This window comes from Gorillibacterium sp. CAU 1737, from assembly GCF_039888655.1.
In the GTDB taxonomy this organism is placed as follows: Bacteria; Bacillota; Bacilli; order Paenibacillales; family NBRC-103111; genus Gorillibacterium.
The window spans coordinates 1-22536 of sequence record NZ_JBDQQO010000010.1 but is presented as its reverse complement, the minus strand read 5'-3'; the positions used below and the strand labels follow the sequence as shown (position 1 = coordinate 22536).

The window sequence follows — 22536 nt, the reverse complement described above, 5'->3', positions numbered from 1 at the left end:
TTCTAGCACAAAGAGTGCGGCCAAGCCCACTGGAAATGGGATCACGCGTTCTTATTCATAATTTGGAAAATCGAAAAAGAAAACCACAATACAAGTGGGAGCGTGATTGCGAACACGCCTCACTTGTATTGTGGTGTTTTGGTAAGGGATAACCAATCAGAGAATAAACCTTCAAGGCTTGCTCAGCTTCATCCAGCATTTGATAGATAGGCATAGACGAAATGATCGTATTCTCATCGACTCAGCTCTTACACTCCCTACTTTTGTTAAAACAATCGAACAAGTAGATCCGGGAGAATTCTGGCTACTGCAACCGCATAGATCAGGTCCAGCCAATACACAGAGCCAATAGCCCCGAGATAGATTAACCCGACAACAGGAGCTGTGAGCAGCTTGGGGACAATCCCCACCTTCTTGTTTTTCAAAATTCCTTGCATCATCGTCTTTGCGTCTGCCTTGCTCGGGAATGCATGCATCAGAATCGATATTCCCAACCAGGCTAGCACAAGCATAAGCGGGTTGTGGGAGTCGCTGAAGAGCATCACCCTCGTGATGGCTGGCAACACGACGATTGCCCCGAGTCCGGAATTGATAAAGAAAGGACCTGTCGCAACCAGGAAAAGCTTCCGGGGATCATCGGTTGCTTCATGGATGACATACCCGCATGGGGCTATCGGATAGAAATACCTCACTGCGTAAACCTTCAGCTTACAGATGTGGCACATCAACTGGTGTGCTAACTCGTGTACAATCACCCCGGGAAAAGTGAGCGTGGTTACGATTAACCCAAACCCTGAGGATAGCGCCTTCAACTCCTTAAACACCCTCAATTAATTCATCCTCTTCTCTATGTAATAGTCTTGCAGCGACATATCTCCATTGAAATAACGGCGTAGATTGCCCTCGGGGGATTCCCCTTTATTCGCCATATCGTCCAAGATAGAACGAAACATTTCGTATTCCCCATTGGCATACAGAGCAACGGCATAGGTACTCAAGACGTTCTCAGCGTCCGGATTCAGTCGATAAGCCTCCTCCGAGTAGCGAAGCCCCTCTGAAAGATCACCCGTGGCAAGCTTGATCGTGGACATGGCCCGAAGGGCTTCTACATCCCGCCTTTCCTTACGAAGGGCTTCCTCCGCATATTGGCTTGCTTCTTCTAGACGATCCATTCTTCGGCAGATCACACTGAGCTTCACACGAAGTCCGGCTAGCTCGGGATCTAGTTCGTAGCTTTCTTGCAGAGCCCACAGTATGGTATCTAAATCCTCCTCGACCCCACTCAGTACATAATAAAGATAAGCTTGATCCATATCGCTCTGGTCGAGCAGTTGATATATCTGCGCTTTCACTTCATCTCGACTTGGTGCCTCGTCATTCGCTTGATCATCCGCAAACGGAAAGAACCCGCTAACCGCAGCTTGAGCGTTCAGATGGCGTTCCAGTTGCTCGATATAGCCGGTGAACCGTTCGTGATCCACCGCAAAAAGCTTCTGACCATATAACCGGTCGTTGATTGTGGAGACCGCGATCGAATAATAGCCTTCCTGCATAGAGAGCCGAAGCAGCTTCATGGACAGGTCCGTGGAGTCCGGGTATTTATTAGACAATTCATCCAAGTTGCTAATTGCGGCAGAGGTTTCTCCTTTCTCTATGAGGGCTTCCGCCTGCTTGTAAACCTTATACTCTTTCATCGTCTTTGGAAGTTGGATTGAACAATAAAGCGTCAATCCAACGACGGCAACCAAAAATAGTGCGATCTTCGGAGGAAGGCGAAACGGGATTGGTTCCTGCTCCAATTCCTCCTCATCCTCCGCGATTACTAATTCTCCAAGTTCATCAAGTCCCTCCCCTTCTCTTTTGTCTTCCTGTTCCTCCCGGTCGTTCATCATGTCTCCCCTTTGCTGCAGTGCCCTTCTAAAGGTCCGCCTGCGACTGGTCTTTTCGTTGAATCGTATTCTTAGATAAAACTCGAGCATAACGTGACCATTGTACCTTTTTTCATTATCAAAACCTGTCGATTCTTGGCGCTTTTCCTGAAAACAAAAAACGCCCTCAGGCGTTTGGGAATTCCCCTATTTTGTTGACTAGTAACACTAGAATAATCGAGTTGGTTTTCTGATCATTTGCTGCCATTATCTGCAAGAAACAATCTCCTTAACCCCTATGTGGGGATTGGTATATCTCCCCTTCTTCACCGTTCCTGACCCAAATTGAATAGCCTTCTCGGGACAATAATGGATACACGCCAAACATTGGGTGCAACGGGTCCCCCATTGCGGCTTATCCTGGACCGTGATGGTTTGGCAGTTGCACACCTGCTCGCAGATCCCGCAGCCTGTGCAATGATCCATGGCATAAAACTTGGCAGGGTTTACCGCGTTTTTGTTGAACAGGGGATTCATAACACCGGTCAGCAGCCACGGGAGAGCGCCCTTGTGCAGCTTGAATTCACCTTCGGCTCTTCGTCGTATGGCTTGGGCAATTTCCTTCAAAGTCTCATCCGCTCTCAAGAGCTTGGCGTTCTCTTTGTCTTTGGAATCGACATCCCCCATTAGAATGTAGTTGTTGGGCATGACGATCGAATACCCGCTAGTTAAGTGAATCCCTTGTTTCCTCAAGCCGGCCTTCATCACCTTCATGGTATTTCCGATGCTGCCTCCGCAGGTTGCGACCGAAAACACATAGTTACCGCGATAATGATTCAATTTGAGCTTCTCGATGAACGCAAGGACGGTTTTCGGAGGCCCCCATGCGTAGACGGGGTATACAAACCCGATGATCTCGTCATCCTTCAACGTATGCTCATAGCAGGCAAGGCCTTGGTTTTCGATAGCCGCGATGGAGGCCAGCTCTTCCCCTGTTTCCGTCGCAAGGCGCTTCGCGGCATAGAGGGAGTTGCCGGTTCCCGAAAAATAAAAGATCATCGCTCATCATCTCGATTCTTGGTTAAGAATGCGATGCTTGTTCCAGGGCATCCTCAATCCCCTTCAGAAAGGCCTTCGAGGTAAGGGTAGCCCCGCTAATCGTATCCACTTGAAGGGATTGGGCCTGAATGACCCGGCCGAACAGTTCCTCCGTGAACGTGGAAGCCCTCTTCTCTTTCTGCTCCAGCACCTTGATCTCCGTTACCTTCTTAGCGGACACCGTTACCTGAATTTTGTTGGCTCTCATTTTAAACTTGCCGCCCTCGTATTCGCCCACATAGGTCCCATTCGAAAGACTTTTGAAATTAATGTCTTTGATCGGGACATTTTTAGCCTCCCGCCGTTCTCCTTCCGTGAAGAGCAGCGCCCCTCCCAAGCCGCCAACCACAACCAAGACAACAACACCCGCGATCAGCAAGTTGCGTTTCCCCTTTCGCTGCATACTGAATTCCTCCATTAAGCGTTAAGGATATAGACCCGTGTGCCTGCTTCCGTCTGAAAGTGATTTCGGAGACCGGGCGTAACAAAGACCGTCATGTCCGTATCCACCAAAATAGCCTCCGCTCCGGAGAAGCGTTGCAGGAGTTCCATGCCTTGACTCATCCCGGCTAGAAAAAGAATCGTAGACAGGGCGTCTGCTGCCGTCGCGTCATCCGCAACGACCGTCACACTGGCCAGTCCGGATTCCGCCGGATATCCAGTACGCGGGTCCAGGATGTGATGCCGTCTTTTGCCGCTGCGGTCAACAAAATACCGCTGATAATCCCCTGACGTCACGACCGCCTTATCTGCAATGGACACCGCGCCAATCAACCGGTTTTCCTGCCTTGGATGCTGGATGCCTACACTCCAGAGGGTACCATCCGGCTTCGTTCCAAGCGCTGCCACATTCCCTCCGATATTGGTATAGGCCGATACAACCTCGAAGCTCTTGAAGACTTCCAGAATTTTTGCGCTGGCGTAGCCTTTTCCGATCCCGCCCAAATCGATGGATTGCCCCGACCTTCGCAGTTCGGCTGTTCCGGCATCCGAGTTCAATAGAAGATCCTGATGATGGACCAAAGGAAGCACCTCTCTGATCCTTGCTGCTTCCGGGAGGTCCGAGCGATTCTTGTAATCCCACAGGGCAACCAGGGGTCCGATGGTAACGTCGAACAGCCCGCCGCAAACGGTTGAGAATCGAGCGGCATGTGCCAGCACCTCGTAGGTGTCCTGGCTCATCCTCTCCGACTGTACGCCGGCCGATCGGTTGATTCTGCTGATCTCGCTTTCGGGACGATAGCAACTGAGCAAGCTCTCCAGCCTCGCTGCCTCGCTTTTCACAGCCTGGAGCGCTGCTTCTGCGTTCTTCCCGAACACACAATGGGTCATCCCTGTCCCCATTCCAAGATGAGTGGCGGTTTGGGCGACAGGAGAGGCCTTGTTCATGTATTCATCCCCCTTTCCTAAAAGCGTGTTTGCCTACACACTCCAATAGGCTAGAAGCTACTTGGATGGATTCAATCCGTTCATGACAAACTCCATCAAGTAATCCAGAATGTGCGGGAAATGCTGAAGCCCGATTTCTTCCTTGTGCAGGTCGACATGAATGAGTGCGCTAAAAAACGCCATGATGAGCTCAACATCCAGATCGCTGCGGATCTTGCCTTCCGCCTGCCACTTTTTAAAGAGCTCCGTAAAGCTTCCATAGAGGAAATGGACAGAATCGAGCCCCTTTTCCTCGCGGAACAGCTGTTCCAGCTTGCGAAAGACATCTTTGTTATACCACTCGGCCAAGATGGGACTGGACTGAATGCCCGCCATGTTCATCGAGAGAAAGCTCTTGATGACCGTTAGGGGTTCTTCCTCCACATCGAGCGAATCCATCATGCTCTTTTTGAGCTTTTCGTTCTCTTCGGCATAAATCTCCATGAAGAGCTTTTCCTTGGACGGATAGTAATTGTAAAAGGTGCCAACGGCTATTCCGGCGCGCTTGGTGATGTCCGATATATTGGTGTCCTTGAAGCCCTTCGAGCTGAAGCATTCTTTCCCGGATTGAAAAATGGCTGCCTTCTTCTCGTGAATATCCTTCTTCTCTTTCAATGTATGGGTCCCCCGGTGCAATATGAATGAATATTTTTTTGTTCATTCATATCTTAGCACGGATGGATTTTCTTGTATAGGATATTTCTGGCGGTTCTCAACCAAAAACAAGCCGGGATCGGCCAATGCCGAACCCCGCTTGCTGGAGAAGGAGATTCTCTGCCTTCATCTTTGTTACATGCTGCGATTGCCAATCCCGTTCATCAGTAGATCGATCGCCAGGTCGATCTCCTCGTCTTCGTCGATGGGGAAATCGGGCGCGATGAACAAGTGAGTCAGGATCATCCCAATGACCAGACTGGCCCCCGTGCGCATGATTCTCCATGGCGGCGCGCTGACCAACTGACCGGCTTCCTGAAAATGCTCAACCACCTTTTCGATCCGGTTGAACACGATGTCCGACGACAGCCGCTTGATCTGCCCCATCAGCTCCGGTTGAAAGGGCACCTCGTGAATGAGAATCTTGATGATTTTCGTATTCTCACGGGCAAACTTGAACCGATCCTTGGCCAGCGCCCGGAAAAAATCGTCTGCCTTCTCATAGGGCAGCTCCATCAATTTGACAAAATCCCTCAGCAGGAACGGAGCCGCCAGCTTGACGAGAATCGGTCCGGCGATGGACAGCAGCAGGTCCCTCTTTGTTTTGTAATGGCGAAAGATCGTTCCCTCGGCCACACCGGCCTTTTGCGCGATTTCGCTTGTCGAAGTAGCTTCATAGCCTTTTTGCGAAAAGATTTCCGTCGCGGCCTCCAGAATTCGAATCTGTTTCTCCGTCTTTTTCCCGGTATCCTCGGTCAACTGGAGCAGATCCTCCAGCCACTTTTCCTGATAATTCGACACAGAGGCTCCTCCTCTTCCATCCATAAACTTGTCTTGCAAAGCGTACTATATCTTTCGATGCTTGCGCAATGCCCACACATTTGCCGCCATAAAGAGGAGGGTTAAGCCAGCCAGCACATAGACATCCAGGGCGATGGAACTCCACCCTTCTCCACGGATCATGACACTTTTCAAGGCATCGGCTCCATATTTGAGCGGCGTGATGTTCGCAATCCATCTCAACCACGGGGATAGGGTCTCCAGATCGAACAAGCCGGAAAAGAAGACCTGCGGCACGATCACAATCGGGATAAACTGAATCATCTGGAACTCGGAATTGGCGTAAGTGGACAGCAAGACCCCGAAGCTGAGGGCATTCAGCGACAGCAGCAGCATGATGAGTACGACGAGGCCGAACGAGCCGACCATTAAGCTGCCCAAGGCCCCGATCGCATAACCGGCGATAAGCATCGCCTGCAAGCAGGTGAAAATCCCGAAGCCCATCATGTATCCGACGACGATCTCCCACCGATGCAGCGGCGTGGCGAGCAGCCGTTCCAGCGTTCCACTCGTTCTCTCCCGCAAAAAGGAGACCCCTGCGATGAGAAAGACGAAGAAGAAAGCAAAGAAGCCGATCAGCACCGGACTCAAGCTATCGAAAGAGGTCATGTCTGCTCCTCCATGCAAGTACTCGATTTCAGGAGTCTGACCTGCAAAAGGACTGGCTGGCGATTGAGAATCGCCTCCGGCTGCTTTGTCTAACCCTTGAAGAGCTTGTGGAATCGCCAGCAGAACCGCCCGGTTTCGGGAAGGTTCGCTTCCTTCCAGCTTGATGAGGAGAGTGCCGTCTTCGATCCGAAGGAGCGCATCAATGTCCTGAGCAGCTAACGCGCCTTCGGCTGCGGCTTTGGTTTCATAGCTTTTCACGCTGGCGTCAGTCTCACGCAATCGATCCGCTATAGCCGTGGGCAGGTCCAGCACCCCGATCCTCGGACGATAGGCATCCCCATTGAACACCAGGTACATCAAAGTCAGCACGAGCAAAGGGGCTACGATCAGCAGGGCAAGGGTGCGTCGATCATGCAGGAACTGTCGAATAATACGGATCACCAAGGCACGAATTCTCATGACCGGACACCTCCATAGTACAGGAAGGCTTCCTCGAGGGAAGCGCTGCCCGTCTCTTGCTTCAACGCCTCCGGCGTGCCGACGGCAATGAGCCGGCCTTCACGTATCATGCCGAGCCGATGGCATTTTTCCGCTTCATCCATGACGTGGGTAGTCACCAGAATGGTCGTTCCCTGTTGACTGAGACGGCCAAGTTCGTCCCAGATGGATTTGCGCAGGACGGGATCGATGCCAACCGTCGGCTCATCAAGGATCAGCAGCTCCGGCTCATGCATCAAAGCGATGGCCAGCGACAGGCGGCGCTTCATTCCCCCGGAATACGCACCGACCGGGCGCGTGAGGGCCTCCTTCAACTGAACAAGCTCCATAACCGCCTCAATTCTCTGCTTCAACCTGCCTCCGTGCAACCCGAACAAGGCGCCGAAGAACTCCAGGTTTTCCTTGGCCGTCAATTCCTCATACATGGCATCGGATTGCGCCATGTACCCGATGCGCTTCATCATCGACAGCTTCGGCATGCGTGTCCCCAATACGTCAACTTCCCCGCTAGTGGCTTCATCAATGCCGGCTACAAGCTTGACCAGAGTGGTTTTGCCGGAGCCGGAGGGACCGAGCAGTCCGAAGATTTCGTGACGCTTCACCTCCAGGTCGATGCCATGCAGCACTTCCTTCTTCTCAAATCGGCGATAGACGGCCCTCGTTCGGATGCAAGCCTCTTGCTCTGTCATCGTCAGATTCACCCTTCCCCAATAAAATGAGTGAGCACTCACTTTTAATTCAATCCGAATATACTCCTTACTCGGAAATTAATCAAGTGAGTAATCACTCATTTTTTAAGGCAGCCGATGTTCACCCTTCCATCATGCAAAAAGGACTCAAGCCTGCTTGCGACCTCTGCAAGCGCTTGAGCCCATGAGCGTGAATGCAAACCCGCTCCCGTTGCTTCTTCAATATTGCTTCTTCACCTCATTTCGAACCATTCTGACAAAGGCCTCCGCCACCGGTGAAAGCGGCTCCTGTTTGCGCGTGCATACGGCGATCGGATTCATCAAAGTCAGACCGCTGACGAAAACCCGCGACACCTCGCCTCGCTCCACATAATCCTTTACGGCCAGAGACGAAATAAAGTTGGCCCCATAGCCTGCAATCACAGCGCGCAGCGCCTCGCTAACCCCGTTGAACTGAAGACCGACCTTCGGCGGGTTCACATTCAAGGCGCGGCACAATGAAAATAACCTCTCCCGGGTAGAACTGCCCTCCTCACGGAGAATAAAAGGCACCTTCATCATTTCAACCAAGGGAATCTCCTTCCCGGCATAGGGGTGGCGGTTCGGTACAATGAACCACAGCTCATCCTCCAGGAGCTGTTCCCATTCAATGCCCGGCTGCTCCTCCCAGCCTCCGCCGTAAACCGCCACCTCCGCGTCATAATTCAGAAGCTGTTCCACGGCTTCGCGGGAATTGACGGTGGTCAGCACCACTTCCACCTCGGGATGCTCCTGCTTGTAACGAGCCAGCCACTCGGGAAGCAGAAGGTTGGCGGGAAGGTAGGTGGCCACAATGCGCAGGACGCCGCTAAAGCCCGCCTTGTACTCCCGGATCCCCGCCTCGATCTCACGCTCCAGTGCAAAGAGACGCTTGGCAGATCGCGCCACCATGACTCCACCATCGGTCAAGAGAACGCCCCGCCCCTTGGGGGCCAGCAATGGAAACCCCAACTCCTTCTCCAGGTTGCGGACCTGAGCCGTAACCGCCGGTTGGCTGATTCGAAGTTCCTCGGCAGCCCGGGTTACCCCGCCTTTTTCAGCCACAGCAGAAAAAACCCTCAACGCATGCAGATTCATCAACCAGCCTGCCTCCCTCATCACAATTTATGAAAAACGAAATAATATATATTTTTCTTATGATACACTTTCCGATATTCTAGCAATAAGAGAAAAAAATCACAAGCGAAAAAGGAAAACAGACAAGGAGTGGAAATCATGCGCAAAACCAAAATCGTGTGCACCATCGGCCCATCGAGTGAAAGTCCCGAAATGCTGCGCAAGCTAATCCGAGCAGGGATGAACGTAGCCCGACTCAATTTTGCTCACGGAGAGCCGGAGGAGCATATTGCCCGCATCCGCCATATCCGCGAGGCTGCTGCTGCCGAGAATCAGTATGTGGCCGTGCTTATCGACACCAAGGGTCCTGAAATTCGGATCGGCAAAATGGAGGACTCGTTCGTAGAGCTCGTTGCGGGGGAAACCGTCACCCTGACCACGGAGGAGGTGCTGGGTACCAAGGAACGCATCCACGTCACCTACAAGCAGCTTCCCCAGGACGTGTCGCCTGGCAGCATCATCCTGATCGACGACGGTCTCGTTCGCCTGGAGGTGGAGCAGGCACAAGGGACCGAGATTTTATGCCGAATCCGCAACGGCGGCCGCTTGAAACCCCGTAAGGGCGTAAACGTTCCCGGCGTGAAAACGAGCCTGCCCGGCGTAACCGAAAAGGATGTGCGCCACATTCGCTTCGGTGTAGAGCAGAAGATCGATATCATTGCCCAATCCTTTGTCCGCAAGGCGGAGGACATTCTGGAGATCAAGCATATTCTGGATGAACTAGGCGCGGGACATATTCAGGTAGTAGCCAAAATCGAAAATGACGAAGGCGTGGAAAATCTGGATGCCATCATCTCGGCATCCGACGGCATTATGGTGGCTCGCGGTGACTTAGGCGTGGACTTGCCCGTGGAGGATGTGCCCCTGGTGCAGAAGGACATGATCCGCCGCTGCAATCTGGCAGGCAAACCGGTCATCACCGCCACCCACATGCTGGAATCGATGCAACAGAATCCCCGTCCTACCCGCGCTGAGGCCGGGGATGTGTCCAACGCCGTATTTGACGGCACCGATGCGGTCATGCTGTCCGGCGAATCCGCCGCAGGCAAGTATCCGTTGGAATCGGTGGAAACGATGGCTCGCATCGCCGGGAAGGCCGAATCTGCCCTGGATAGCTACAGCTGGCTGACGCTGCAGGCCGCCCGCAAAACGCTGAATGTGACCGGAACCATCGGTCAAGCCGTGGCTCAGGCGGCGCTGGAGCTGAACGCCAAGGCGATTCTGGCCCTGACCGAAAGCGGCTTTACGGCTCGAATGATCGCCAAGCATAAGCCCCAGGCTCCGGTTATCGCCGTTTCCTCCAAACCGTCCGTGCTTCATGCTCTGACGATGAGCTGGGGCGTCATTCCGCTGTTGCGCAGCACGGACGTTGCCGACAGCGACGCCGCCGTGCAGTCCGCCGTGGAGCTGGCCAAAACCGGCGGCTACATCCAGGAGGGCGATCTGGTTGTCGTCACCGCGGGCGTGCCTGCGGGAGCCAGCGGCAGCACGAATCTGGTCCGCATCCACCGGGTAGGAGATTCACTGTAAATTCCACCTAGTACCAAACACGCCGTTTCCGTGTTCAAAGCAGGTCTTTGCGACCTTCCTCCGAACACGGGAATGGCGTTTTCTGTTTCTCAGGCTTCGTCTGGCAAGATAAAAACCCCTTACAACGTCCGCAAAACAGCCGCAAGGCCGGTTGCTTTCGCTGCAAGGGGTGCTCATGTAAAGTTATCGCGAAGTTACTTCAAAGATCGCATACTTCAAATAGTTGCCTTCGTCGACGCCGAGAATGCGCGGGTGATCTTTGCCTGCCGCGCGGAATTCGATGAGCCGCAGGCGCTTGCCGGCGTCAACCGCCGCCTCCTGAATGGTGGAGAGGAACAGCTCCGCGGAGATGTGATAGCTGCAGCTGGCGGTCACCAGATACCCGCCCTCGTTGACGAGCTTCATACCGTGCAGGTTGATGTCCTTGTACCCGCGGCAGGCTCCGGGAATGGAACGGCGGTTCTTGGCAAAGGCAGGCGGGTCCAGAATGACGACATCCCAGGTGCGGCCTTCGGCCACAAGCTTCTTGGAGGTGTCGACCTTCTTGCCTCCCGCTTGCCCGCGATCCTTGCGGTCGTTGAGTCCTTGCACCTGCGCACGCAGGTAGTCGAAAGCGTCCGCCGTGACGAATTCCACGCGATCCTCAAAGCCGTTCAACTCGACGTTCCGGCGAGCGCTGGTGACGGCATGCTCGGACACGTCGAGACAGGTCACTTTCTTCGCTCCGTATTGGCAAGCGTGAAGGGTGAAGCTGCCGGTGTGCGCGAAGCATTCGAGAACCGTCGCGCCGTCCCAGTACGGAAAGGTCACCGTCTTGCCGCTCGCGTTGACCGGGAGCGAACGCAGCCCTTCCTCGGTCTCCCGCTCTTCCACGTGGATGCCGCTTCTTGCTCCCCAGCCGAGCATGAGCGGCTGGATGGCTGCGCGGTTTTCCCGCTGATCGAAGAAGTAACCGGTCTTTTGGCCGTTTCGAATGTCTACCTCGATCTTTAAGCCATTTTCGGTGATCTGCACCATGTCCGGGCATTCTCCGTAGAGCAGGCCGGTTCGTTCCTCAAGCCCCTCCAACTCACGTACCGAAACATCGCTGCGTTCGTAGATCCCTTTCGGTTGAAAGACCGTAACGAGCGCACGGACAAGCGCTTCCCGGTGAAGGTCCATGCCGAGCGTCAAAATCTGAACGACGAGAACATCCGCGAACTTATCCACGATGAGCCCCGGAAGGAAGTCTGCCTCCCCGTAGACCATGCGGCAGGAATCCGCCCCCGGGACAAAGCGAGTCCGATGGGCGAGGCAGCGGCGGAACCGCTTCTCGAAGAACGCTTCATCCATTTCCGTCTCAGCGCCTGCGCCGAGCAGCCGGACCGTGAGCTGCGATTTCGGATTGTAATAGCCGCTTCCGAGTACTTTCCCGTGATGGCTCATCACAGTGACGATATCGCCGGGAGACGGTTCCCCCTCCATCCGCTCGATCTCGCTTCGATATACCCACGGATGCCCCTCTTCAATGCGCTTCTTGCGTGCTTTGTGCAGGAATATGCTCGCCACTTGCTTCTCTCCTATCATGAGTCGATATTCTTCATCATATAAGTATTGTATCCTCGGGACAAGTTGCAAAAGGAGGCCCTGCCCCTTGGCTTCTCTTCTCCTTCCGCTCGCCGCTGGCCTTGCCCTGCTGCTCTTCGGCATGAAGACGATGGAATTCGCCATGGAACGGGCTGCGGGGCCTCGTCTCCCCGTCATCCTCAAACGGGTTACCGGTACTCCGCTGCGCGGAATGGCCGCCTCCTCGCTCCTTACCGCGATCATGCAAAGCAGCACGGCGGTGACCGTTGTAACCATCGGCCTCGTGAATGCCGGGCTGATGAAGTTCAGCCAGACGCTCGGCGTCATCCTCGGCACGAATATCGGCACCTGCCTGACCACCGAGCTGATCGGGCTGAACCTCGGCCAGCTCGCGCTGCCGCTGCTCCTCTTCTCGGCGGCGGTCTGGCTAACCGCGATGGCTTCCGCCGAGCGCTCCCCCTTCGCCGCCAAGCTGGGCTTCAGCGGCCTCGCAGCAGCGGGCTTCGCCTGCATTCTGCTCGGGGTGAGCCTCATGCAGGGCCTTACGCCCGAGCTGGAGGCTCGCGGCATGTTCGCCTGGCTGGTCGAACGCTCGCAGGACAGCCGCCTCTGGGGCGTCCTCGCGGGAGCCGCGGTGACGGCGATCATCCACAGCAGCGCCGCCACCATCGCCATGACGATGACGCTCGTCGGCTCCGGCACCTTCCCGCCGGAGCTTGGGATTGCGGTCATCCTCGGGGCAAACGTCGGCACCTGCGCCACCGCGCTGATCGCCTCCATCGGAGGCGGGCGCTACGGTGCCTATGTCGCCTGGACGCACACGCTATTAAATGTGGCGGGCACCGCCCTGTTCTATCCCTTCCTTCCGGCGATGGCCGAGCTCGTCTCCCATATGAGCACGAGCGCATCCGTACAGATGGCTCGTGCACAGACCGTGTTCAACGTGCTGAGCTCGCTCCTCGCGCTGCCGCTCTGCTACATCCTGCCTCGCCTGAACGGGAAGAAACGGATGAACCGTCCCTAAAAAAGCGGACGGTTCATCCGTTTCGACCGAAATCGTCTATGCGGTCGCCTGTCTCTTACAGTTTAAACTGCGAGATGGCTTCCTTCAAGTCTTCCGCCAGCACGCGCAGGGTAGCGGCTGCATGAGCAACCTCTTCCATCGTCGCCGATTCTTCCTCCGTCATGGCCGCAGCGCCGTGAACGCCGATTGCCGCCTGACGCGCCGATCCGGAGATTTCTTCGACGGATGCCGCAACCTCCTCGGTGCTGGCCGACATCCGTTCGGAGAAGGCGGACATCTCTTCCATCCTGCTCGTGATGCTTCCTGCGCTGTCCGCGATGAGCTTGAACACGCCACTGGCGCGATCCACCCGCTCAAAACCTTCCGCAAACTCCTTCTTGCCCCTCTGCATGTTGATGTCCGCATTGCTGGCGGCATGCAGCACTTCGGTGACGAGTCCGGCGATCTGCTTCGCGGATTGCTGCGTCTGCGACGACAGCTTGCGGATTTCTTCGGCAACGACGGCAAAGCCGCGGCCTGCATCCCCCGCACGAGCAGCCTCGATCGCTGCGTTCAAGGCAAGCAGGTTCGTCTGCGAGGCAATGCCTTCGATGACGCCCGCAATCTGTTCGATCTTGACCGACATTTCGTTCAACCGATCAATGGCTGCGGATGTTTCGTTCACCGTGTCGTTGACCACCTTCATTTGGGTAACCGCCGATTCGATGGATTCCATCCCGCGAACCGCTTGATCGGACATGTTCTGAGATTCTCCATAGACGGAAGTGGCGGAGCTGGCTACGCTCTGAATATCCTCGGCCATCGAGGCTACCGCCTGCGAGCTTTCCTCCGAGATCCGCACCTGGCTGTCCGAGGAGGAGGCAAGCATCGTCATCGTCTCGGCGATTTCGTTCGTGACGGCCTTCGCCTGATCGGCGCTCTCCGCCAGGTTGTTCGAGGATTGGTCTACCGAATTGACCGCCTCCTCCACCTTGCCCACGATCCCGCGCAGGTTGACGATCATGCGGTTAATGGACTCGGAGACGATTCCGATTTCATCGTGCGAAGCCACCTTCACCGCCTCTACACGCAGATCGCCAGAAGCGATGCGGTTGGACATCTGGCCGACCTTCTTCAACAGGAACGTCAAACGGTGCGTGAAGAAGAAGGCCATCGCAAGACTGGACACCAGAATCCCCACTGCAATCGCGATCAGCCACTTGATGAACGTGGCCATCTGATTATCAATCTCTTTCGTCGGGTAGAGGAAGCTCAACACGCCGATCGAATCATTGGACTCGGTTCGAATCGGATCATAGACCGCATAATAGCGAACGCCTGATATGGTCGTATATCCGGTGTAGGGCTCTCCGCCTTCCAGCGTCTTCTTGCGGATATTCTCGGCTATCGTTTCGCCAACCGCGTACTGATCGCCGTTCTTGATGTTCGTGGCGACAAGCGTCTCACCTTGGCTGACCGACATGCGAATGTCTTCATTTCCAAGCCGAGGGACGAGGTTATCGATAAAGAAATGATTGTCATTGATCGGCTGCATGCCCTTGAAAAGCTGGCCATTGGAAATGCTCCAGAAGCCGGGGTTTTTCTCCTCCATAAGCTCCTTGCCCGCTTTGAAGGTTGTCTCGACCAGAGTCTTGAGTTGATTCTCGGTAAACGTCTTGATTCGCACAGCTGCAAAGGTCGTCACCACGGTGCTCCCGATCAGAATGACGATCCCGAGCATGATCATCAACTTCATTTTGAGACCCATTTCCTTGACACGCAGGTTGATCTTCCGGGACTGTTGCTTTTCTATTCCCTTGCTTTCCTTGTTCTTCTTGGGCTGCTTTGCAGGCTTCTTCTCCAACCTGTCATTCCTCCTCATCCAGTCTTGCTTCTCTCTTTGTCTTGTTGAACCGATCAATGGATTTTTTATGTAAATATAATGATTTTATATGATCTAGACCAAATAGACTAGATGTATGTAACCTTTGGTTTGAAAAAGTTTCTCGATTAGCGATAAATGCTCAAAAAAATGTCATAATCATGCAGGTTCGATCAAAAACAAAAGCCGCCATTCCTCGACTGGGTCGAAAAATGGCGGTCTCTTGTCCTACACGTCAGCTTAGTAAGCCGCGTTGTGATCCTGAAGTCCCTTCACGATGGCCACGCCGGAGCTCGTTCCAAGACGAGTAGCACCCGCCTCAATCATCTTGAGCGCCGTATCCAGATCGCGGATCCCTCCGGAAGCTTTCACTTGTACCGCATCGGACACGTTGCTCCGCATCAGGCGGATATCTTCCACCGTCGCTCCTCCCGGACCGAAGCCGGTGGAGGTCTTCACGAAGTGAGCGCCTGCTGCCTCAGAGAGCTTGCAGGCCGTGATCTTTTGCTCTTCGTTCAGGAAGCCCGTCTCGAAGATGACCTTGACGATGGCTTGACCGGAGACGGCTTGCACCACTTCCCGAATGTCATTTTCCACCGCTTGGTAGTTGCCTTCCAGCAGCTGTCCGATCTGAAGCACCATGTCGATTTCCTTGGCCCCGCCTGCTGCCGCAACGGCTGCTTCGAAGCTCTTGACCGGCGTATGATTGGCTCCCAGCGGGAAGCCGACGACGACGGCAATCGAAACTCCGGAGTCGCCGAGAATCTGATTGCACAGGTTCGTCCAGCGGCCGTTCACGCAGACGCTGTAAAACTTATGGGTAAGGGCTTCAAAGCAGAGCTGCTCGATGGCTTGCTCCGTAGCGTCAGGCTTAAGCAGGGTGTGATCAATATAGGATGCGATGGCCTTGCTGTCCAGGTTGGTCATTGTGGGTATCCCTCCAATTGTAATAAAGCGAATGCTTTTTTCAAAACGGCATCATTGTTATCATAGCCAAAGCTCGTCTGGAGCCGCCAAGCTTCCTCCGGGGAGTACCAGCCGACTTCGCCGATCTCCTCGACTTGGACACGATCTTCTCCGCCGATGGCTTCTACGAGAAAGTAGTGGACCTCCTTGGCTGACCCATGAACCGTGTCTTCGTACGCAATGCTCATAAGAGCATCTACGATCCGTCCTTCGGTTCCGGTCTCCTCCTGGATCTCGCGCAGCGCGGCCTGCTGGATCGTTTCCCCTTCCTCCAGCTTGCCTTTTGCCAGCGTCATCTGGCCGAATCGATCCTTGATGAGTTGAATGGAGAGCCCGGTCGAATCCTTCTTGTAGACGACTCCCCCTGCCGATATGACCTTCATGAAGCCTTCCTCCTGTTCCTTCTTGCCTCCGGCGGCCTGCTGTCCTTCGGATTTATCCCTGTGTGCTGGAAGCTTCCGCAACGATAGCTTCCCGGTCCAGCGCCGCGCCGATGCTCTCGTTCACGCCCGCTTCCGTTACACGAACCCGGGTCAGACGGCGCAGCTGCCCCGGCTCTGCCGGGAATGCCACCTGCATGTAATTGTCTGCATACCCTGCCAAGCAGCCGGCAAGCGGTCCTTCCTTAATGGTGCGATCGGGAATGACCTCAAGCACTCGGCCGATGAACTTCCGTGCATAGGCAAGCTGCATCTCCTCGGAGAGGTCGATGAGCCGATGGACGCGCTCCATCTTGATCTCTTCCTCAATCTGCTCGTCCATTCGGGCGGCCGGGGTACCCGTCCGTTTCGAATAGGGGAATACGTGCATTTCGGAGAAGGCCATTTCCTTCATGAAGCGGTAGCCTTCCTCGAACTGCTCGTTCGTTTCGCCCGGGAAGCCCACGATGACGTCCGTGGTAATGCCCACGTCCGGGAAAATCTCATGAATGCGGGCAATCTTCTCCCCATATTCCTGAGCCGTGTACTTCCGTCTCATCCGCCTCAGCACGTTGTCCTCCCCCGCTTGAAGCGGTACGTGGAAGTGGCGGCACAGCTTGGACGAATTCCCCAGCACATCAAGCACGTCATCGGTAATTTGGCTCGCTTCGATCGAGCTGATGCGGATTCGTTCCAGACCGTCTACGCCATCGAGCTCGCGAAGCAGATTGGCGAGGGAGTAGCCCTCCAGATCTTCTCCATATCCGCCCGTATGGATGCCAGTCAACACGATCTCTTGGTAGCCGCCTTCCACGAGCTGGCGTGCCTGCTGCAGCACCTTCTCCGGTCTCCGGCTCCGCAGAAGCCCGCGCGACCACGGGATGATGCAGAAGGTGCAGAAGTTGTTGCAGCCCTCCTGAATCTTCAGGAAGCCCCGGGTGCGATCCTCGAATTCGGGGACGTCCAGTTCCTCAAATTCGCGGGTCTTCATGATGTTGCGCACCACGTTGATCGGCTCCCGCTCCTTGCGGAAGCGATGGACGAGCGGCAAGATCTTATCTCGGTCCTGCGTTCCGATCACGATATCGACGCCAGGAATGGACGCGACCTCAGCCGGGGCGGTTTGTGCATAGCAGCCTGTAACGCAGACGATGGCGTCGGGGTTGCGCCGGACGGCCCGACGAATGATCTGCCGGCTCTTTTTGTCCCCCGTATTGGTTACGGTGCAGGTATTGATCACATAGACATCCGCACGGGATTCGAAATCCGTCTGCTCGTATCCCTCATTCTTAAACAGCTGCCAGATTCCCTCGGATTCATAGTAGTTGACTTTGCAGCCCAAAGTATGAAAAGCCACGCTCGGCATCCGGTTCTCAGCCTCCCATTTCTCCATATTCGTACATGATGCATGCGGTTGCCGCCATCCCGGCCGTCTCGGTGCGGAGAATGCGCGGCCCGAGACCGGTTGAACGGGCTCCCGCCTGTTCGGCTTCCTCAGCCTCCCGCTCGGTGATGCCGCCCTCCGGGCCGACGATGACGAGGATCCTCGGCCGCTTGGTTGGTCTGCTCGTTGAGGTGGCCGTCCCTTCGGTCTGTGCGCTTGGTGTTGCCGCTTCGGTCGCCGATTTCTCGCGCAAATCGCCAATTTCTCGGAGCAAGCTTCTCAACTGCAAGCCCGATTCTTTCTCATAGCAAAGCACGGCGAGCTCTACCTCGCCGATGAGCTTCAACAGCGCTTTCCAGGAGAGGGGGGCAAGCACCTCGGGTACAACACTCCGATGCGATTGCTCTGCCGCCTCCTTCACGATCTTGCGCCAGCGGTCGAGCCGCTTTTCTTCTTTTTTGGCATCATATTGAACCACGGTCCGCTCGGACAGAAACGGGATGAACCGCGTTGCCCCGAGCTCCGTGCCTTTTTGCATGACGGTCTCCAGCTTGTCTCCCTTCGGAAGACTCTGGGCAATCCATAGCTCCACCGACGGCTCGCCGGTTTGCGGCAGCTCCTGGGTGGCGATAGCGGAAACCTCGGTCTTGCCGATCTCCGTCAATCGAGCGAGAACCGCTCGGCCTAATCCGTCGCAGCAGATCACCTCGTCTCCCGGCTCCGCCCGCATCACCCGAATGAGGTGGTGGGCGTCATCTCCGGTAATCACGATCCGGTCCTGCTCGAAGCCTTCCGGTGGTAGAAAATATCGTTGCATGAAGCGACCTGCCTTCTGGATGAGAGTTATACGACCGGCACATCCCATGCGCCACATTTCAATATACCCCGAACGACACGAAAAAGCCAGCGCCAACCCTCAGCGCCAGCTCCTCGACCCGTTCCTTACGAGGGAAAGCTCAACTGCGACCAATCGAAGGAAAACCCGAACAGCAGGGACATCCCGTGATCGATCGCCTCCAGGATCGGAGTTTGCAGGGAAAACAACCGACCGAGGGTCGCATTGGACAAGGTGGGAACGAACACGAACAGCAAAAAGATAAGCCCCAGCCACTGCGATACACCGGCAAGCCGGATTCGCAGCCCTTCCGGGAGCAGGGATTCCAGAATGCGGTATCCATCAAGCGGAGGCAAGGGGAGCAGATTGAACAAAAACAAAATGAGGTTCAGGCCGATGTGGAGCATGAAGAAGAGCGAAACCGCGACCAGAACCCCGTGAGACATTGAGGTGAAAGCACCTGCCGCCTGCAGCGCATAGAGGATCAGAACCCCGAGCGCGACAAGCACCAGGTTGGCCAGCGGCCCCGCCACCGAGACGATCAGGTTCATGAGCCGGGGCTTGCGGAAGTGATTCGGATTCACAAGCACCGGCTTGGCCCAGCCAAAGCCGACGAGAAAGATGAGAAGCGTCCCGAAAAAGTCCAGGTGAACGCGCGGGTTGAGCGTCACCCTTCCCATGGACCGCGGGGTGGGGTCACCGAAACGGTCCGCCGTGAACGCATGCGCGAACTCGTGGAACGCAAAAGCGATCATCAGGACGAGTAGGAGAAACGGAATCCGCTCCGGGTGTGTCGTCAGCTCGGTCAGCCCCATCTTACGCCTCCTTCTGCGCGACGATCGCTACCCAGTCCTCTTCGCGGTTCGTCTCCTTGATCACAAAGCCGGAGCGGACAAGCGCCTCCTTCACGGCGGCTTCCTTCGCTTCAATAATCCCGGAGGCAATGTAATAGCCTCCCGGTTGGAGCGCCTGGTAGACATCGTCCGTGAACGTCATGATGATCTCGGCCAGGATGTTCGCGACGACAACGCGAACCGGAAGGTGAACGCCGAGCTCCTGCTCGGGCAGGCTCGGTTCCGCGGGAACGGCCGACAGCTCGGAAGGCGGAAGATGGGCTCCGGTCTCTCCCTCCAAGGCTTCATTGATGGCGGCAACGGTGGTGCCCCCCAGTACGCCCAGCAGGTCGCTCAGGTGAACGCTGATTCGATCCGTCAAGCCGTTCAGCGCCGCATTTTCCGTAGCGCTGGAGACCGCCACCGGATCCAGGTCGAGCGCAAGCACGTGTCTCGCGCCCAGCTTGACGGCGGCGACAGCCAAAATCCCGGAGCCGGTGCCGACGTCGATCACTTCATCCCCGGGTTGAACAACGCTTTCCAGCGTGCGCAGGCAAAGTGCCGTCGTCGCATGCGTGCCGGTGCCGAAGGCCATGCCGGGATCCATCTCCAAAATGATTTCATCGGGAGAAACCGGTTCATACTCCTCCCAGGTCGGCTTGATCGTCAGCCGCTCGGAGACGCGGATCGGTTTGAAATACGCTTTCCAGGCGTGCGCCCAGTCTTCCTCATCGACCACCTTCACATCCATGGTCGGACTCCCGGTGTCGATCTCATAGCTTTCCAGCTCGGCATAGAATTCGGTCAGATTGGCGAGGAGCTCCTCTACCTTGTAATCCTCCGAAAAATAGCCTTTGATTTCCGCCCGTCCTTCGGGGATATCGTTCAACGGCTTGTCATACCATTGCCCGAACGAGGTATCCCGCACCTTGTTCAACGAACCGGATTCCTCGATGGAAACTCCTCCGGCACCCAATTCATGCAGATGGTTGGAGATCATCTCGATCGCTTCTTCGGTTGTATGTATGGTAATTTCGTGCCAGCGCATGGCTTCCTCCTTGTCGCTTCGCCGATTTGCAGGATCGGTTACAGCCCTTTACTCGCCTCTCATTGTACTATATAGAGAATACTTGGGCAAAACGAGAGGAGTGTCTCCATGCTTGGTAACCCCCGTAATCGACCCCTTCGGGTTTCGCTGGGGGTTGATGACCGAAACCGCATAAGCATGTGCAGGTATTCCGAAATGTTAAGGTTGTTCTCTGGACGATGGTGATTTCTCTTGGATATAGTAGACTCGATTGCTCAAAACTTCTGTAGGAGCGTGTTTGCATACACGCTCTAGGCTGCAACTACCATCCGGGGAGGCATCCGCGTTTGAATACTGAGAAAACGGTCACGATTACATTGCTGGAAACCAGCGATATCCATGGTCACTTCTATCCAACCGATTACCGCGGACCCGGGGACAAGCCGCTTGGGATGGCCAAGCTGGCGAGCCTCATCCATCGCGAACGAAGGAAAGATCCGGCGCTCCTCCTGCTGGATAACGGCGATCTTTTGCAGGGGACGCCCCTTATGTACCACTATGCAAAATACGATCAAACCGGCATCCATCCTGCGGCAAGCCTGCTCAATCTTCTTCGTTACGATGCAGCTATCATCGGCAATCATGAGTTTAATTACGGGTTGGAGCTGCTGGAGCGAACGGTTGCGGACACGAATTGTCCCTACCTGTGCGCAAATGTCGTACGCGCCTCCGACCGCCAACCGGTGTTCGGTCAGCCCTATCGAATGTTTGTCATGCAGGAGGACATCCGGGTTGCGGTGCTCGGCGTGACGACACACTACATCCCGAACTGGGAAGAGCCCGCAAATATTGAGGGACTAGCGTTCGAAGATGCGCTTGCCTCCACTCGCCGCTGGATTGCTCATATTCGTGAGACCGAGCGTCCGGATGCAATCGTCGTCTGCTATCACGGCGGCTTCGAGCGCGATCCTGCAACCGGAGATACCACGGAGCCTTTGACCGGGGAAAATCAAGGCTACGAGATGGCGACGAAGCTGGAAGGCGTGGACGTGCTCCTGACCGGGCATCAGCATCGCATGCTGGCAGGCGAGCTGCAGGGAGTGGCTTACGTGCAGCCGGGGTCTGCGGGTCAGGCCATCGCCAAGGTACAGCTTCAGTTTGAGAAATCGCCGAACGGAGGCTGGGCGCTCGTCGGCAAAACCGCCGAGCTGCTGGAGGCCGCACAAGCGGAAGCGGACGAGGAAATCCTCGCCTTGTTTGCCGACAAGGAAGCCAAAACCCAGGAATGGCTGGATCAGCCCATCGGCTGGGCGGAAGGCGATCTGTCCATTCCGGACCCCTTTGCCGCCCGGCAAAGGGACCATGCGTTCACGGAGTTCGTCAATCGGGTTCAAATGGAAGGTACCGGGGCTGCTGTCTCCTGTGCCGCCATCTTCACCAATGAAGCACGAGGCTTTTCCGGGCGGATCACGATGCGGGATGTCATCTCCAATTACATCTACCCGAACACGCTGAAGGTCGTTCTTCTGTCCGGCCAGGACATTCGGGACGCGCTGGAGCAGCATGCCCGCTACTTCACCCTCGATGAAGCGACTCGCAGCTTGCAGGTGTCTGCGGAGTATCTGCAGCCAAAGCCCCAGCACTTCAACTATGACATGTGGGAAGGCATCGAATACGAGTTGGATATCTCAAAGCCGATTGGGAGCCGGGTCACCAAGCTGCTGCGGAATGGAGTTCCTCTGCATCCCGACGAGACGTGTGAGGTTGTGATGAACAGCTACCGCGCGGGTGGCGGCGGCAACTTCTTCATGCTGAAGGACAAGCCGGTCATCCGGGAGATTCCAACGGATATGACGGAGATTCTGGCCGACTTTATTCTGAAACGCAAGGTAATTCATGCGGCCTGTGACCACAACTGGAAAGTGGTGTTCTAGGGTATTGCGTTCACCCTCTCCATCCAAAAAAATCCTCCAGGCCCTTCTGAAGTGCACCCCTTAGAATAGACATTGGAAAAACCCCCTGGGAAAATCCGATGAAAATCTAGGGGGTGCATTTTTTATGGCGAGAAAAGGACAGAAGTTCCAGTCGTATACGGAAGAATTGAAGATGGAGGCAGTCCGGCTGCATAGGGAGGAGAAGTGGACGTACCAAAGAATAGCAGAACACTTGAAGCTAACCGATAAGGATCGGGTCAAAGTATGGATGCGAAAGTACCGGGAGAAAGGCGAATACGGCCTGTTGGATCAACGAGG

At 55.4% G+C, this 22536-nt stretch carries 22 protein-coding genes; 4 read left to right on the top strand and 18 right to left on the bottom strand.

What is annotated here, in order from left to right; translation table 11 throughout:
* Window positions 1-266: 266 nt before the first annotated feature.
* The 10 genes from AAFN83_RS18250 to AAFN83_RS18205 all read right to left on the bottom strand — a co-directional run bounded on the left by AAFN83_RS18250 (window position 267) and on the right by AAFN83_RS18205 (window position 8800).
* Window positions 267-824: a hypothetical protein gene (locus AAFN83_RS18250; protein WP_347771994.1), complete on the bottom strand. Its 558-nt coding sequence runs from the start codon at window positions 822-824 to the stop codon at window positions 267-269.
* Between the two features lie 6 nt (window positions 825-830).
* Window positions 831-1889, bottom strand: a complete 1059-nt coding sequence (locus AAFN83_RS18245) for a tetratricopeptide repeat protein (RefSeq protein ID WP_347771992.1) — start codon at window positions 1887-1889, stop codon at window positions 831-833.
* 246 nt (window positions 1890-2135) lie between these two features.
* Window positions 2136-2927 (bottom strand): EFR1 family ferrodoxin, encoded by a 792-nt coding sequence (locus tag AAFN83_RS18240; RefSeq protein WP_347771990.1) that lies wholly within the window; start codon window positions 2925-2927, stop codon window positions 2136-2138.
* A gap of 22 nt (window positions 2928-2949) precedes the next feature.
* Window positions 2950-3369, bottom strand: coding sequence for an FMN-binding protein (locus AAFN83_RS18235; protein ID WP_347771988.1), 420 nt, complete (start codon window positions 3367-3369; stop codon window positions 2950-2952).
* A gap of 14 nt (window positions 3370-3383) precedes the next feature.
* Window positions 3384-4355: an FAD:protein FMN transferase gene (locus tag AAFN83_RS18230; RefSeq protein ID WP_347771986.1), complete on the bottom strand. Its 972-nt coding sequence runs from the start codon at window positions 4353-4355 to the stop codon at window positions 3384-3386.
* Window positions 4356-4412: 57 nt separating this feature from the next.
* The gene (locus AAFN83_RS18225) at window positions 4413-5009 is read right to left on the bottom strand and encodes a TetR/AcrR family transcriptional regulator (protein ID WP_347771984.1); all 597 of its coding nucleotides are present in this window, start codon (window positions 5007-5009) and stop codon (window positions 4413-4415) included.
* A 174-nt stretch (window positions 5010-5183) separates the two neighbouring features.
* Window positions 5184-5849: a TetR/AcrR family transcriptional regulator gene (locus AAFN83_RS18220; protein WP_347771982.1), complete on the bottom strand. Its 666-nt coding sequence runs from the start codon at window positions 5847-5849 to the stop codon at window positions 5184-5186.
* Between the two features lie 45 nt (window positions 5850-5894).
* The gene (locus tag AAFN83_RS18215; protein WP_347771980.1) at window positions 5895-6956 is read right to left on the bottom strand and encodes an ABC transporter permease; all 1062 of its coding nucleotides are present in this window, start codon (window positions 6954-6956) and stop codon (window positions 5895-5897) included.
* A complete protein-coding gene (locus AAFN83_RS18210) occupies window positions 6953-7684 on the bottom strand; it encodes an ABC transporter ATP-binding protein (RefSeq protein ID WP_347771977.1) in 732 nt (243 codons plus the stop codon). Before AAFN83_RS18210 ends, AAFN83_RS18215 begins: the two co-directional genes overlap by 4 nt.
* A gap of 219 nt (window positions 7685-7903) precedes the next feature.
* A complete protein-coding gene (locus AAFN83_RS18205; RefSeq protein ID WP_347771975.1) occupies window positions 7904-8800 on the bottom strand; it encodes a LysR substrate-binding domain-containing protein in 897 nt (298 codons plus the stop codon).
* 138 nt (window positions 8801-8938) lie between these two features.
* Between AAFN83_RS18205 and pyk the strand changes: the two genes are divergently transcribed.
* Window positions 8939-10369 (top strand): pyruvate kinase, encoded by a 1431-nt coding sequence (gene pyk, locus AAFN83_RS18200; RefSeq protein ID WP_347771973.1) that lies wholly within the window; start codon window positions 8939-8941, stop codon window positions 10367-10369.
* A 183-nt stretch (window positions 10370-10552) separates the two neighbouring features.
* Here pyk and AAFN83_RS18195 read toward each other — a convergent pair whose 3' ends face one another.
* The gene (locus tag AAFN83_RS18195; protein ID WP_481810522.1) at window positions 10553-11935 is read right to left on the bottom strand and encodes a class I SAM-dependent rRNA methyltransferase; all 1383 of its coding nucleotides are present in this window, start codon (window positions 11933-11935) and stop codon (window positions 10553-10555) included.
* Between the two features lie 67 nt (window positions 11936-12002).
* On the opposite strand from AAFN83_RS18195, the gene AAFN83_RS18190 reads away from it, so the two are divergent.
* Window positions 12003-12959: a Na/Pi cotransporter family protein gene (locus AAFN83_RS18190; RefSeq protein ID WP_347771969.1), complete on the top strand. Its 957-nt coding sequence runs from the start codon at window positions 12003-12005 to the stop codon at window positions 12957-12959.
* A gap of 55 nt (window positions 12960-13014) precedes the next feature.
* Here AAFN83_RS18190 and AAFN83_RS18185 read toward each other — a convergent pair whose 3' ends face one another.
* From AAFN83_RS18185 to prmA, 7 genes are all read right to left on the bottom strand, one after another.
* On the bottom strand, window positions 13015-14802 hold the full coding sequence (locus AAFN83_RS18185) for a methyl-accepting chemotaxis protein (RefSeq protein WP_347771967.1): 1788 nt from the start codon (window positions 14800-14802) through the stop codon (window positions 13015-13017).
* 258 nt (window positions 14803-15060) lie between these two features.
* Window positions 15061-15747: a deoxyribose-phosphate aldolase gene (gene deoC, locus AAFN83_RS18180; RefSeq protein ID WP_347771965.1), complete on the bottom strand. Its 687-nt coding sequence runs from the start codon at window positions 15745-15747 to the stop codon at window positions 15061-15063.
* Window positions 15744-16169, bottom strand: coding sequence for an NUDIX hydrolase (locus AAFN83_RS18175; RefSeq protein WP_347771963.1), 426 nt, complete (start codon window positions 16167-16169; stop codon window positions 15744-15746). The genes deoC and AAFN83_RS18175 overlap by 4 nt, the downstream gene beginning before the upstream one ends.
* A 52-nt stretch (window positions 16170-16221) precedes the next feature.
* Window positions 16222-17571: a tRNA (N(6)-L-threonylcarbamoyladenosine(37)-C(2))-methylthiotransferase MtaB gene (gene mtaB, locus AAFN83_RS18170; RefSeq protein WP_347771961.1), complete on the bottom strand. Its 1350-nt coding sequence runs from the start codon at window positions 17569-17571 to the stop codon at window positions 16222-16224.
* A gap of 7 nt (window positions 17572-17578) precedes the next feature.
* A complete protein-coding gene (locus tag AAFN83_RS18165; RefSeq protein ID WP_347771959.1) occupies window positions 17579-18406 on the bottom strand; it encodes an RsmE family RNA methyltransferase in 828 nt (275 codons plus the stop codon).
* Window positions 18407-18531: 125 nt separating this feature from the next.
* Window positions 18532-19239: a site-2 protease family protein gene (locus AAFN83_RS18160; protein ID WP_347771957.1), complete on the bottom strand. Its 708-nt coding sequence runs from the start codon at window positions 19237-19239 to the stop codon at window positions 18532-18534.
* Window position 19240: 1 nt separating this feature from the next.
* Window positions 19241-20305 (bottom strand): 50S ribosomal protein L11 methyltransferase, encoded by a 1065-nt coding sequence (gene prmA / locus AAFN83_RS18155; RefSeq protein WP_347771955.1) that lies wholly within the window; start codon window positions 20303-20305, stop codon window positions 19241-19243.
* A gap of 326 nt (window positions 20306-20631) precedes the next feature.
* Between prmA and AAFN83_RS18150 the strand changes: the two genes are divergently transcribed.
* Window positions 20632-22218, top strand: coding sequence for a bifunctional metallophosphatase/5'-nucleotidase (locus AAFN83_RS18150; RefSeq protein ID WP_347771953.1), 1587 nt, complete (start codon window positions 20632-20634; stop codon window positions 22216-22218).
* A 124-nt stretch (window positions 22219-22342) separates the two neighbouring features.
* On the top strand, window positions 22343-22536 hold a 194-nt coding region (locus AAFN83_RS18145; RefSeq protein WP_347771951.1), incomplete at its 3' end, for a helix-turn-helix domain-containing protein.

What these genes read in the sequence shown, in the direction of transcription:
- AAFN83_RS18245 (WP_347771992.1), bottom strand. Translation starts at nt 1,889, where the DNA reads ATGAACGACCGGGAGGAACAGGAAGACAAAAGAGAAGGGGAGGGACTT.
- AAFN83_RS18240 (WP_347771990.1), bottom strand. Translation starts at nt 2,927, where the DNA reads ATGATCTTTTATTTTTCGGGAACCGGCAACTCCCTCTATGCCGCGAAG.
- AAFN83_RS18235 (WP_347771988.1), bottom strand. Translation starts at nt 3,369, where the DNA reads ATGCAGCGAAAGGGGAAACGCAACTTGCTGATCGCGGGTGTTGTTGTC.
- AAFN83_RS18230 (WP_347771986.1), bottom strand. Translation starts at nt 4,355, where the DNA reads ATGAACAAGGCCTCTCCTGTCGCCCAAACCGCCACTCATCTTGGAATG.
- AAFN83_RS18215 (WP_347771980.1), bottom strand. Translation starts at nt 6,956, where the DNA reads ATGAGAATTCGTGCCTTGGTGATCCGTATTATTCGACAGTTCCTGCAT.
- AAFN83_RS18210 (WP_347771977.1), bottom strand. Translation starts at nt 7,684, where the DNA reads ATGACAGAGCAAGAGGCTTGCATCCGAACGAGGGCCGTCTATCGCCGA.
- AAFN83_RS18205 (WP_347771975.1), bottom strand. Translation starts at nt 8,800, where the DNA reads ATGAATCTGCATGCGTTGAGGGTTTTTTCTGCTGTGGCTGAAAAAGGC.
- pyk (WP_347771973.1), top strand. Translation starts at nt 8,939, where the DNA reads ATGCGCAAAACCAAAATCGTGTGCACCATCGGCCCATCGAGTGAAAGT.
- AAFN83_RS18195 (WP_481810522.1), bottom strand. Translation starts at nt 11,935, where the DNA reads ATGATAGGAGAGAAGCAAGTGGCGAGCATATTCCTGCACAAAGCACGC.
- deoC (WP_347771965.1), bottom strand. Translation starts at nt 15,747, where the DNA reads ATGACCAACCTGGACAGCAAGGCCATCGCATCCTATATTGATCACACC.
- AAFN83_RS18175 (WP_347771963.1), bottom strand. Translation starts at nt 16,169, where the DNA reads ATGAAGGTCATATCGGCAGGGGGAGTCGTCTACAAGAAGGATTCGACC.
- mtaB (WP_347771961.1), bottom strand. Translation starts at nt 17,571, where the DNA reads ATGCCGAGCGTGGCTTTTCATACTTTGGGCTGCAAAGTCAACTACTAT.
- AAFN83_RS18165 (WP_347771959.1), bottom strand. Translation starts at nt 18,406, where the DNA reads ATGCAACGATATTTTCTACCACCGGAAGGCTTCGAGCAGGACCGGATC.
- AAFN83_RS18160 (WP_347771957.1), bottom strand. Translation starts at nt 19,239, where the DNA reads ATGGGGCTGACCGAGCTGACGACACACCCGGAGCGGATTCCGTTTCTC.
- prmA (WP_347771955.1), bottom strand. Translation starts at nt 20,305, where the DNA reads ATGCGCTGGCACGAAATTACCATACATACAACCGAAGAAGCGATCGAG.